9 protein-coding genes are annotated in these 12,848 nt (G+C 64.7%); 2 read left to right on the plus strand and 7 right to left on the minus strand.

What is annotated here, in order from left to right:
• Positions 1–32: 32 nt before the first annotated feature.
• Positions 33–1,610, plus strand: a complete 1,578-nt coding sequence (locus tag DSC91_RS32735) for an FAD-binding oxidoreductase (protein WP_115782650.1) — start codon at positions 33–35, stop codon at positions 1,608–1,610.
• A 150-nt stretch (positions 1,611–1,760) separates the two neighbouring features.
• Positions 1,761–2,168 (plus strand): hypothetical protein, encoded by a 408-nt coding sequence (locus DSC91_RS32740; protein WP_115782651.1) that lies wholly within the window; start codon positions 1,761–1,763, stop codon positions 2,166–2,168.
• On the opposite strand, the gene DSC91_RS32745 is transcribed toward DSC91_RS32740, so the two are convergent.
• The 7 genes from DSC91_RS32745 to DSC91_RS32775 all read right to left on the minus strand — a co-directional run bounded on the left by DSC91_RS32745 (position 2,165) and on the right by DSC91_RS32775 (position 12,790).
• The gene (locus DSC91_RS32745; protein WP_115782652.1) at positions 2,165–3,151 is read right to left on the minus strand and encodes a DUF1571 domain-containing protein; all 987 of its coding nucleotides are present in this window, start codon (positions 3,149–3,151) and stop codon (positions 2,165–2,167) included. The genes DSC91_RS32740 and DSC91_RS32745 overlap by 4 nt on opposite strands.
• A 149-nt stretch (positions 3,152–3,300) precedes the next feature.
• On the minus strand, positions 3,301–5,106 hold the full coding sequence (locus DSC91_RS32750; protein WP_115782653.1) for an AMP-binding protein: 1,806 nt from the start codon (positions 5,104–5,106) through the stop codon (positions 3,301–3,303).
• A gap of 45 nt (positions 5,107–5,151) precedes the next feature.
• Entirely contained in the window at positions 5,152–6,453 is a 1,302-nt protein-coding gene (locus tag DSC91_RS32755; protein ID WP_115782654.1) for an acetyl-CoA C-acetyltransferase, read from the minus strand.
• 170 nt (positions 6,454–6,623) lie between these two features.
• A complete protein-coding gene (locus tag DSC91_RS32760) occupies positions 6,624–7,544 on the minus strand; it encodes a MaoC/PaaZ C-terminal domain-containing protein (protein WP_115782655.1) in 921 nt (306 codons plus the stop codon).
• A gap of 2 nt (positions 7,545–7,546) precedes the next feature.
• Positions 7,547–8,959 carry a 3-oxoacyl-ACP reductase gene (locus DSC91_RS32765; protein WP_115782656.1) on the minus strand — a complete coding sequence of 471 codons (1,413 nt, stop codon included), beginning with the start codon at positions 8,957–8,959 and terminating at the stop codon, positions 7,547–7,549.
• 123 nt (positions 8,960–9,082) lie between these two features.
• The gene (locus tag DSC91_RS32770) at positions 9,083–11,581 is read right to left on the minus strand and encodes an acyl-CoA dehydrogenase (protein WP_115782657.1); all 2,499 of its coding nucleotides are present in this window, start codon (positions 11,579–11,581) and stop codon (positions 9,083–9,085) included.
• Positions 11,582–11,920: 339 nt separating this feature from the next.
• Positions 11,921–12,790, minus strand: coding sequence for a TetR/AcrR family transcriptional regulator (locus DSC91_RS32775; RefSeq protein ID WP_115782658.1), 870 nt, complete (start codon positions 12,788–12,790; stop codon positions 11,921–11,923).
• Positions 12,791–12,848: the final 58 nt, after the last annotated feature.

Consider the following 12,848-nt stretch of genomic DNA (forward strand, 5'->3'; position numbering starts at 1 on the left):
CCGCACGGACCTATCGCCGCAAAGGAGATGCCTTGACGCGCAGCTTGCCTCCGAAAGTTTCCGCCGCCGGGTTCGATCGCGCGCTCGCCGGCTGGCGCGCGATCGTTGGCGAATCGCAGGTGGTGACTTCGGCCGCCGGGCTCGCCGCGTACCTCGATCCGTTCGCGCCCGGCGAGCGCGAAGCGTTCTCCGCCTCGGCCGCACTGCTGCCCGCGTCGGTCGACGAGATTCGCGCCGTGCTGCGGATTGCCAATCAATTTCGCATTCCGTTGTGGACAGTCTCGACCGGACGCAACTTTGCATACGGTGGCGCCGCGCCGAGGCTGGCGGGTTCCGTGGTGCTCGATCTGCAGCGGATGAATCGCATCATCGAAGTGAACGAGACGCTCGCCTACGCGCTGGTCGAACCGGGCGTCAGCTACTTCGATCTCCACGCGCATCTGCGCGAAAAAGGCTACAAACTCTGGGTTGATCCGCCCGCGGCGGGTTGGGGCAGCGTGGTCGGCAATACGCTCGAGCGCGGCTTCGGCTATACCGCGTACGGCGATCACGCGGCGGCGCAGTGCGGCATGGAAGTGGTGCTCGCCAACGGCGACGTGCTGCGCACGGGAATGGGCGGGATCGAGATCGGCACAGCGTGGCAGCTGTATCAGCCGGGCTATGGGCCTTCCTTCGATGCGATGTTCATGCAGTCGAACTACGGTATCGTGACCAAGCTCGGCGTCTGGCTGATGCCCGCGCCCCCCGCGTATCTGCTCGGCGAAATCCAGTTCCGGCACGAAGAGGATCTCGAAGCGATCGTCGAGCTCTTGCGGCCGTTGCGGCTCGATGAAACGATCCGCAACAACGCAGTGATCGAAGGCGGTTTGCGCCGGGCCGCGGGACTGTCGGCCCGTCAGCAATGGTACGAAGGCAAGGGTGCGATGCCCGAAAGCGCAGTGGCGGCGATGCTCGACAAGCTGAATGTGGGCCGCTGGAATCTTCATTTTGCGCTATACGGGACGCCTGAATTGATCGACGCGCGCTATGCGATCGTGCAGCGTGCGTTTGCCCGCGTGCCGAAGGCGAAACTTTCGGCGGCGCGCTATGCGGGTGACGCGCAGCCCACCGCGGGCGGCGATCGCAATCAGGCCGGCATCCCGGCGATGAGCGCGTTCCGCATGCTCGACTGGCGCGGCGGCGCGGGCGCGCATGTGGATTTCGCGCCGGTGTGCCCGGCGACCGGGCGCGACGCGCTGCGTCAATACACGATGGTCAAGGCGCGCGCGGCGGAATACGGCTTCGACTACTACGGTGGCTTTACGGCGGGCGTGCGTCATCTGCATCACATCTTCGCGGCGATTTTCGACCGCGACGACGCGAATCAGGTCGAGCAGGCCGGTGCTTTGCTGCGCTCGCTGATGAGCGATGCGCGCGCGGCGGGTTACGGCGAATATCGCGCGCATCTCGCGTATATGGATTTCGCCGCGGCGCAGTACAGTTTCAACGACGGCGCGCTGTTGCGGCTCTCGGAAACGATCAAGGACGCCCTCGACCCGAACGGCATTCTCGCGCCGGGCAAGCAGGGCATCTGGCCGGCAGCGTGGCGCGACCGGCGGGGTTATACGTGAAGCGCGCGAATGAGGCGAATGGCGTGCGTGGTGTGTGACGTGCGTGACGCGCGTGACATGCGTGGTGCGGGTACCGTACCTGACGGACGCGATGTATGACCGAAGCGAATGCCGTGCAAGACATTCGTGATTTGACGGTGTGAGCGAACAATGGACCGACGCGCTTTCATGATGACCGGTGCATGGCTTTCCACCGTGGCAGGTGGTGCGTGGCCGTGGCTCGCCGATGCAGCCGCTCGCGGCGACACGCTCGCCGTGATCGATTCGACGCTCACGGGCGGCCCCGCATTCGCCGACTACGTCGCGCACATGAAGCTGCCCGTCTTCGAAACCGGCGACGACATCGGCACGCTCTGGTACACGACACTTGCGCCGCGTCTCAGGCAGGCGCCGGTGCAAACGCCGGCGTCGTTGATCGGACTCACGCGCGCATCCGATTACTTCGTGCTCAGGGAGCTTGCCACTCGCGTAGGCCGCCTGGTCGAGCACAGCCACGAGCAGGGCGCGGGGCCTATCGCGCATGTCGCCTTCGCACTCACGCCGCGCGTTGTCCGCTAGAACCTGTAAGCCTTGTTTTTCGGATCGAAGGTCGCGTCGTCGAACGTCTTCGGCGCGATGCTTTCGAAGACGATCTTCTCGAAGATCTTGCCGTCGTTGTCATAAGACTCGACGGTGCGGAAATACGGATGCCGCAGATCCAGTCCGAGCGTTTCTTTCTTCGCATAGAACTGCGGCTGGCCGTTCGGCGTTTCGAAGGTGAAGGCGACTACACGCACGCCGTCGATCGTCTTGACTTCCACCTGGGTCGAGCGCGGCAAGCCGGCCTGGATATATTTCCTGCCTTCAGAGAGGTACTGATTGGCAATGTACTCGGTGCCGAGATCGCGCACCTGATGGTTCGATTGCGCACGGGCGAGCGCGCCGTTCAACGAGGTCCACACCGGCATCACGTTCATGATGCCGCCGAGGTGGCCGAACATTTCGTCGGTGCGTTTGGACTCGTCGTAGATGACTTCCTGGTCGGCGTGCGCGCCGTCGGGCAGCCACTTTGCGTAGATTCGCAGCGGATCGTGAGCGATGCGCACCAGCATGTGATCGGGCTTGTCGGGCCACTGCCCGTGAATGCGTTCGGAGCGCGACATGGTGAACTCGTATGACGGAAAGCCGTTCGGCCCTTCCTTGATGTAGCGCGGCAGTGCAAGCGGATCGAGCGACTGGAACAGGGCGACCAGGTGCGCGTCGTCGAGCTTTTCCATGGCGCCGCTCTGTTGTGCCGCGCGCAGCCACTTGACCTGCTGATCGAGCGTGAGCTTGCCAACCTGCGAGGACGGCGTGGTGGGCGCCTTGACCGCGCTGGCGGTGTCGAGCGCGGGCGGCGCGTCGTCGTTCTGGGCGAACGCCGCCGGTGTGGCCAGCGCGGCGACGCCTGCCACCAGCGCGCCGATCAGAAGTCTCCGTGACCGTGACGAAGCCGCACGCCATGAAGCGGCGAGGGACGCGCTGAACGCAGCGCTCTCCGACGAAAATCGGGCGAGGCGCATGAAAGCCGGCGCGCGTCTCGAGCTATCCGATTGGCCCGAGCGACACAAACGGCACGAGCGACACAAACGGCGTGAGCGTGCGGACATGCTGTGCTTCATCAATCTCTCCGAAAGGATGACGCAAGGCGCGGGGTCGGGCGCCTTGCCTGTCAGGCAGGTTTTTGCTTCGCGAGTTCCTCGTCGCGCAGCGCGCGGCGCAGAATCTTGCCGACGTTGGTTTGCGGCAGCTCGTCGCGGAACTCGACGAGCTTCGGCACCTTGTACCCCGTGAGGTTCTTGCGGCAGTGGGCGATCACCTGTTCCGCGGTCAGCGACGGATTGCGCTTGACGATGAACACCTTCACGCGCTCACCCTGCGCCGCGTCGGGCACGCCGATTGCGGCGACTTCGCGCACGTCCGGAAGCGCCGCGATCACGTCTTCGACTTCGTTTGGATAGACGTTGAAGCCCGACACCAGAATCATGTCCTTCTTGCGGTCGATCAGGCGGATGAAGCCGCGCGAATCCATCACGCCGATGTCGCCGGTGGCGAGCCAGCCGTCGTCGTCGATCACCTTGGCGGTTTCTTCCGGGCGATTCCAGTAGCCTTTCATGACCTGCGGACCCTTCACGCACAGCTCGCCCGCTTCACCGATGTTTGCCCACGAGCCGTCGTCTTTCCTGAAGCGGACTTGCGTGGACGGCGCGGGCAAACCGATCGAGCCTTCGAAGTCGCGCAGATTGGTCAGGTCCACCGGATTCATCGACACGATCGGCGAGCACTCGGTCAGCCCATAGCCTTCGATGATCGGCTTGCCGGTGACCGCCTTGAAGCGATCGGCGACCGACTTCTGCGTGGCCATGCCACCGGCCATCGCGAGTTTCAGGTTCGAGAAATCGCGCTTGCAGAACTCCTCGTTGTCGAGGAACGCGTTGTAGAGCGTATTGACCGCTGTGATACCGGTAAATTTCTCGTGACGGATGATCATCATCACGCGCTTCATGTCGCGCGGATTGGCAATCAGGATGTTGCGTCCGCCGAGGCCCATGAAGATCAGCGCGTTCACCGTCAGCGAATAGATGTGATAGAGCGGCAACGGCGTGAGCACCGTTTCGATGTCGCCGCTCAACTGCCCCTCGGACCAGACCTTCGCCTGCAGCAGGTTGGCGATGATGTTCCTGTGCGTGAGCATCGCGCCTTTGGCCACGCCCGTGGTGCCGCCGGTATATTGCAGGAAGGCGATGTCGTTGTGCGTGGGGCGCACGGGCGTCAGCGGCCGCGTGTAACCGGTCGAGAGCGCATCGAGCAGCGGCACCGCTTTCGGCAGGTTGTATGCCGGCACCATCTTCTTCACATGGCGCAGCATGAAGTTCAGCAGACGGCCCTTCAGATTCAGGCCGTCGGCGAGCAGATCGCCGAGACCGGTCACGATGACGTTCTGTATTTTGGTGCCGGGCAGCGCGTCTTCGACGGTCTTCGCGAAGTTCTCGAACACGATGATGGTTTGCGCGCCGCTGTCCTTCAGCTGGTGCGCGAGCTCGCGCACCGTGTAGAGCGGGTTCACGTTGACTACCACGCCGCCTGCCTTGAGCACGCCGAACAGCGACACCGGATACTGGAACGTATTCGGCAGCATGATCGCGACACGCTCGCCGGGCTTCACACCGATGCTTTGCAGGTACGCGGCGAACGCGGCCGCCTTGCGGCCAAGCTCGCCATACGTCATGTTCGCGCCGACGCTCACATACGCGACGCGCTCGCGAAACTGCGCGATGCATTCGTCGAAGAACTGCACGACCGACTCGTACTGGTTGACGTCGATTTCATGCGGCACGTTCGCGGGATACGAGGTGTACCAGATGCCGTCGGTGTTGGGCGCGCGATTCGCCGCCTGACTGGGCGCCGGGTCCGCCGCGTTCGCGAGCGGCGTGGCTCCGGCGGTGGGCGAGAGCGGGACTTGCGTGGGTTGGGTCATCGGTCGTCTCCTGAAGCAGTCGCTTCGTCGGTTTATATGTTGGTCTCAGCGTTCCAGAATCGCCACCACGCCCTGGCCGCCCGCCGCGCAGATCGAGATCAGCCCGCGCGCGGTGCCGGCCGGCTTGTCGAGTTGCGCGAGCATTTTCGCGAGTCCGGCGACGATGCGGCCACCCGTGGCGGCAAACGGATGGCCGGTGGCGAGCGAGCTGCCGTTCACATTCAATCTGGCCCGGTCGATCGTGCCGAGCGGCCCGGGCAAACCGAGCTGCGTGCGGCAATATTCGTCATCCTGCCATGCCGCGAGCGTACACAACACCTGCGCGGCGAAGGCTTCGTGAATTTCGTATAGATCGAAGTCCTGCAAGGCGAGTCCGGCGCGGGCCAGCATGCGCGGCACGGCGTAGGCGGGCGCCATCAGCAGGCCTTCCTTCCTGTCGAAAAAATCGACGGCGGCGGTTTCGGACCAGCTTAGATACGCCAGCACAGGCAGGCCATGTTCGGCCGCCCATTCTTCGCTTGCGAGCAGCACGGCGGAGGCGCCGTCCGTCAGCGGTGTCGAATTGCCCGCGGTCAGCGTGCCCGCGTCGCGATCGAATACCGGCTTCAGGCTGGAAAGCTTCTCGAGCGTCAGGTCGGAACGCAGGTTGTTGTCGCGTGCAAGGCCACGGTACGGCGTCATCAGATCGTTGACGAAGCCGCGTGCATACGCCTCGGTGAGCTTGCGATGACTGTCGTAGGCGAGCACGTCCTGCGCTTCGCGCGAGATGTTCCAGCGTTTGGCCATCAGCTCGCAATGCTCGCCCATCGAAAGCCCGGTGCGAGGCTCGCCGTTGCGCGGCAAGAGTGGCTTGAAAAACATGCCCGGCCGCAATTTGCTCAGCGCGCTGACCCGTTGGCCGGTGCTCCTGCCGCGATTTGCTTCGAGCAATATCTTGCGCATGCGCTCGTTGACGCCGATCGGTGCGTCGGACGTCGTATCGACGCCGCCCGCGATGCCCACTTCGATCTGCCCAAGCGCGATCTTGTTGGCGACCAGAATGGCCGCTTCCAGCCCGGTGCCGCAGGCCTGCTGCACGTCGTAGGCGGGTGTTTCTTTCGCGAGCGTGGTGGACAGCACGGATTCACGCGTCAGGTTGAAATCGCGCGAATGCTTGATGACGGCGCCGGCCGCCACTTCGCCAAGACGTTCGCCGTGCAGGTCGTAACGGTCGATCAGGCCTTGCAGCGTGAAGGTCAGCATGTCCTGATTCGACGCGGTCGCGTAAGCGGTGTTCGAGCGGGCAAACGGAATCCGGTTGCCGCCGATGATGGCGACGCGGCGCACGGCGGGCAGCGGGTTGGACATGCTTGGCTCCTTTGGGGCGTTCCCTGGTTATTGAATGGCGCGAACGGTGCGAATGGCGCGAGCGGCAAGCAAGGCTCCCTTGCGTTGGTGTGCGTGCAAGCTCAGCAGCGATTTGCAGGCGGCTTCAATGCCTCGCAGTGACAAAACCCATGCGCTGTCCTGTGCGTGCCTCATAGCAACTTCCACTGCATACGGCCGCGCAAATGCGGTTTTTCTCCGGCAATGTCGCGTACCTCGATGTCGCGCTCGATCAGCGAAGGCGATGCGCTCCACAGCGTCGCCTCGCCCGGCAGCAGCATCGGCAATTTGAATTCGGCGCTCAACGTCGCTTCGGCTAGCGGTTTCGGCGGTTGCAGGGCGGCAGCGGCGCGCGCCAGCGTCCACATGCCATGTGCAATCGCACGCGGAAAGCCGAATGCTTTCGCCGACAGCGCGGTCAGATGAATCGGGTTGTAGTCGCCGGACACGCTCGCGTAGTCGCGGCCCAGTTGCGGCGCCAGTTGCCAGCGCGAGATGCGTTCCAGCGCGTCATGCCCGAGTTCCAGCGGATCGAGCGAGCTGCCGCTCGCCGGCACGCCGCGTTTCAGATAGACACTGTCGCCGTCCCACACCGCTTCGCCGCGGCGGTACATGCGGGTGTGCAGCACGAACGCCTGGCCTTTGTCATGACGCAGCAGCGCGCCGAATTCGACCTCGACGCGCAGCATGTCCTTGTAAGCGAGCGGCCGGCGCAGCCGCACGTGGTTCGCCAGATGCACGAGACCGAGCGCCGGCCAGGGAAACGCCGGGTCGGTCAGCATCAGCAGATGCACCGGGAACGCCAGCAGATGCGGATACGTGAGCGGCACGCCGTGCTCGGGGATGAAGCCGCAAACCCGCGAATAACGCCAGATCGGCCCGGGGTCGAGGGCCACGGCAGGGCGCACGAGCCGCAACGCCGGCAGGTGGGTGTCGCGCCCGCGTTTGACGATGCCGGACAACGCACGCGCATACAGCTTCGCCGGCGCGGGCAACTGCTCGATGACGACGGTCTTCGGACGGGCCGCGCTTGCAGCGTAACCGCTCCGGAACGGATCACCCGGTTCACGCATGGTCACGCTCCAATCAGGCTTTGCCCGCACACGCGCACGATCTGGCCGCTCACGCCCGCCGATCCCGGATGGGCGAGCCACGCGATGGTTTGGGCGACATCCACCGGCTGGCCGCCCTGGCTCATCGAATTCATCCGGCGGCCCGCCTCGCGGATGGTCAGCGGAATCTTCGCGGTCATCTGCGTTTCGATAAAGCCGGGCGCGACCGCGTTGATCGTGATGCCGCGGGCGCGCAGATGCGGCGCCATGCTTTGCACGCGGCCGATCACGCCAGCTTTGGACGTCGCGTAATTGGTCTGGCCGGGATTGCCGGCAATGCCGCTGATCGACGACACGCCGATGATGCGGCCGCCGTCGCGCAGAATGCCCGCCGCGAGCAAGGCGTCGTCGATCCGTTCCTGCGCGGACAGGTTGATGTCGATGACGCTTTGCCACGCGGCATCGGTCATCTTCGCGATGGTTTTGTCCTTCGTGATGCCGGCGTTGTGCACGACGATATCCACGCCCTGTTCGTCGAGCGCCGCCGCGATCTGCGCGGGCGCTTCGGGCGCGGCGATATCGAAGGCGAGGGCGGTGCCGTTCAGCTGGCGCATCGTCGAATCGAGCGCGTCGCGCGCCGACGGAATGTCGATGCCGATCACGTGCGCGCCTTGCGCGGCGAGCACGCTCGCGATCGATGCGCCGATGCCGCGCGCCGCGCCGGTGACCACGGCACGCCGGCCCGCGAGCGGCTGATTCCAGTCGAACGCCGGAGAGGCAGCGGCGCCGGCGCGTATGCCGATGCGCACGACCTGGCCCGACACATACGCGGAACGCGGCGAGAGGAAGAATCGGAAGGTCGCCTCGATGCCGTTCTCGGCACCTTGCTCCACGTAGACGAGATTCGCGGTAATGCCGCGCCGCGCTTCCTTGCCGAGCGAACGCGTGAGGCCTTCGAGCGCGCGCTGCGCGGTCCATTGGCGCGGACTCGCGCAGGCTTCGGGCGGCCGCCCCAGCACGACGATGCGGCCGCACTTGCCGAGCGAGCGCAACGTGTCGTGGAAGAATCCGTGTAAGGGTTCGAGCTGGCTGCTGTCCTCGATACCGCTCGCATCGAACAGCAGGGCGCCGAGCTTGCCTTGCGAGCCGGACTCCGCCGCCTCGAAACGGCCCGTCAGCAAACCATGGCGATTGGCGAGCGGCACCCACAGCCCGGCGCTTTCATGCGCCACGCTGGTCATGCCGATGCTCGTCACGAGATTCGCGAGCGCGTCGAGCAGATGCGGTTCGCGGCCCGCGCCGATCGCGATCAGCCCGTCGAACTCGGGCCGGTCCGCACGATAGCGCTGCAGCACCTCGGGCTTCGGCAAGCCCAACGAGCGCGCGAGGCGTGCGCCGAATGGCGAGTTGACGAAGTTCAGATAAGAGTCGTTCATATTATTCGTTGCTCCGCTGGCCACGCTCGAAGGAAGTCCCGCTGGGGGACGTCGGACGTGTGTCAGTGTGCACCTAGTTCGGGGCATCCGGGAGAGCCCCGCCTGGAAGTTTTTTCAAGGTGCTCAGACCGCGAGCTCCAGCGCTTTTTCGAGCGCATCCTTGCGCTTTTGCAAATTGGCGAGCATATCGAAGTCGGCGGGGAAGTCGTCGACCTTGACGACTTCTCCGCCATATCGTGCGTAGTCGTCGAGCACGCGGCGATCGTCGACATCGATCAGGCCTTTCCGTTGCGCCGTTTCGGTCCACTCGGCCAGTTGCGGCAGGCTTTGCGGCATCGGTTCGAGCAGGCCTTGCTTGACCGCGTCGCGCAGTTTCAGGTCGATCTGCGCGAAGCGCGGGTTCAGCTCGAATATGAGCTCGCCGTAGCCGAGCGCGTCGACGTCCGGATGCGGCACGTACGAGTCGGACACGAGGCGGTTGCGTGCCGCGCCCGGCGTTTGCATCAGCTCCGCGATCTCGCTGCCGAGGTGATCGGACGGCTCGCGATGCGGCAGACCGAATGGGAATGCCAGCGCGCGCACGAGACCCGCGGCGAGGCGGTTCGGGTAGTTCGCGAGCACACCGTCGAGCGCCTGTTGTGCCTTGTACAGCGAATCTTCGACGCCCCAGCGCACCAGCGGCAGATCGTCTTCCTGGCGGCCTTCGTCCTCGAAACGTTTGAGCGTCGCGGAGATCAGGTAGAGCTGCGAGAGCACATCGCCCAGACGCCCGGAAATGCGTTCACGCCGCTTCAGATCGCCGCCGAGCACGAGCATGGAGACGTCCGCGAGCAAGGCGAAAGCCGTCGAGATGCGCGTGGCCGCGCGGTAGTACGGCACTAGCGGCGCATACGCGGTGCGCGGCCTGGCGATAAACGCGCCGCCCGTGACGCCATAAACGAAACTGCGCACCACGTTGGAGAGCGTGAAGCTGACGTGGCCGAAGAAGGCCGCGTCGAAATCGCGTAGCGCCTTGCGGCGATCCGTTTCGCGCGTGGCCTCCATTTCCTTTAGCACATACGGATGACAGCGAATCGCTCCCTGCCCGAAGATGATCAGGCAGCGCGTGAGAATGTTCGCGCCTTCCACGGTGATCGCAATCGGCACCTGCTGATAGGCACGCGCGAGAAAGTTCGACGGCCCCATGCAGATGCCCTTGCCGGCGGCCACATCCATGCCGTCGTTGATGACCATGCGGGCGCGCTCGGTGATGTGATACTTCGCGATCGCCGAAATCACCGACGGTTTTTCGCCGAGGTCCACCGCATGCGCGGACAGTCGGCGCGCGGCGTCCATCACGTAGAGATTGCCGCCCATGCGGCCGAGCGCTTCCTGCACGCCCTCGAACTTGCCGACGGCGGTGCGGAACTGGCGGCGAACCGCGGCGTAGGCGCCGGTGCCGCGCACGGCGATCTTCGCCATTCCCACATTCGACGACGGCAGCGAAATCGCGCGGCCCGCCGCGAGACACTCCATCAGCATGCGCCAGCCGTTGCCGACTTGCGCGCGGCCGCCGATCACCCAGTCGAGTGGAATGAAGACGTCCTTGCCCGAGTTCGGACCGTTCTGAAACACCGCGTTCAGCGGCCAGTGACGGCGGCCGATGTTGACGCCCGGATGGTCGGTTGGAATCAGCGCGCAGGTGATGCCGGGCTCCTCCTCCGAGCCGAGCAGATGATCCGGATCGAGCGCGCGGAATGCGAGGCCGAGCACAGTCGCGATCGGCCCGAGCGTGATATAGCGCTTGTCCCATGTGACGCGAAAACCCAGCGTCTCGCGGCCCTCGAAGGTGCCCTTGCAGACGATGCCGATGTCGGGAATCGCGGCCGCATCGGAGCCGGCGTAAGGGCTCGTCAACGCGAAGCAGGGGATATCTTCGCCGCGAGCGAGGCGCGGCAGATAGTGGTTCTTCTGCTCTTCGGTGCCGTAGTGCATCAGCAGCTCGGCCGGGCCGAGCGAGTTCGGCACCATCACCGAAACGGCGGCGGCCGAGCAGCGCGTGGAGAGCTTCATGATGACCTGCGAGTGCGCGTAAGCGGAGAACTGCTTGCCGCCGTACTGCTTCGGAATGATCATGCCGAGAAAGCCGCGCTCCTTGATGTACTGCCAGGTTTCCGGCGACAGGTCCTGCCACACCATGGTGGTTTCCCAGTCGTTCGCGAGATCGCACAGATGCTCGCATTCGACATCGAGAAACGCCTGTTCCTCGGCGGAGAGCGTGGCTGGACCGTAGCCTAGCAGCGTGTCCCAATGCGGGCGCCCGGAGAACAGTTCGGTGTCCCACCAGACGGTGCCGGCTTCGATCGCATCGCGCTCGGTCGGCGACATCTCCGGCAGGATCTTGCGGAAACTGTCGAGCACCGGTTTCGTGAGCCACGCACGGCGCAGCGGTTTGATCGCGAGGACGAGGGCCGGGAGGACGAAGACGATCGCGAGCGCCGTCGTCGCCACCGGACCCGCAGCTCCGCTGACATGCGCGGCTGCCACCCAGACGATCATGAAGGCAAGCCACCATGAGGCGCGCGCCTGAACATGGACGAGCGCGAGAGCGGCAATGACGAGCACTGGGATGAACCACGGCATGACGTTTCCTCCTGTTTCGACGGTGCGTGCGAACGCATCCACGGGTCGCGGACGGCTCGCGTTCTATTGGTCTTCTAACTGGCGGTGTTGCTGCCGCGTCACGCGTTCGAGGTGCCTTGACGTCGCCTTTGGCGGCGCTTTAGCCGCTTTTTCAGCGTGCTTGTCAGGCGCTCGCGAGCAAGCTTTCGAGTCGTGCCTGCTTCGCTTTTCATGTCGTCTCTATAGTTCGACAGCGTGACGTTGCTTAGGTGCGGGACTTAGACGTGCTGCTCAGGTAGGCGGTATTCGCGATTGTTTGCGCGCGGACGGTCGACGGCAGCGCCGCCCGCGCCATCCGGTTCAAGCCGTGCCGTGCAGCGCGGGCTGAAACGCACTCGCCTCAACACTGCCACCGTGCTGTTCACCGTCCTCCGAAGCCGATGGCGCCGACGGGTCAAGCCCGCATGACACCGGCTGCGCACCCGTAGCCGGGTCCGCGCCTTCCGTCTGGCTTTCCGGGCCGCCTTCGGTGGCGTCGCCCAGCACGGCGGCGAACGTGGCCAGTTGCGAGCCGTCGGGCAAGGGCGCTTTCAGCGCCGCTACCATCAGCGAGGCGAGACGTGCGATCAGTTGCAGGTCGTTCATCGACTTGCCCTGCGAGAACTCCGAAATCAGGCTGTCGGTATCGGTGCCGGCCAGCACCCCGGATAGCGCGCCGATCGCGAAGTGCAGACGCCAGCCGAGCTCTTCACGCGGAAGATGCGGCAGCGCGCGCTGGAACGCATCGAAAAAGCGCACCGCCACGGACTCGTAATGCGCATTCAGAAAGTCGCGAATAAACGACGACGGATCCGTATAAGCGCGCCCCAGCAGACGCAAAAACGCCTTGCCGCCGACGCGCGGATCGCGCGACAGCCGCAGCGCCGGAATGAACATGGCGCCGAGCACGTGCTCGCAGGTCAGACGCGCGCCGAGCATTTCGTCGAAGCGGTCGAGCAGCTTGAGCCGCTCCTGGTTGAGCCGGTCGAGCCGGCGCGACAGCATCGAATGAATCAGCGATTCCTTGCTGCCGAAGTGATAGTTGACTGCCGCGAGATTCACTTCGGCACGCGAAGTAATCTGACGCAGGGACATGGCCTCGTAGCCGCATTCGATAAAGAGCCCTTCGGCGGCGTCGAGGATGCGGGACTTCGTGTCGCCGGCATGCCGGCCTGTTGTGCGAACTGCCATTTTGCGTCTCCCAGTTGCCGGGCATCCGGCCCGCAAACAAGCGATTCAAATGACTATT

The organism is Paraburkholderia caffeinilytica, assembly GCF_003368325.1.
Lineage (GTDB): Bacteria > Pseudomonadota > Gammaproteobacteria > Burkholderiales > Burkholderiaceae > Paraburkholderia > Paraburkholderia caffeinilytica.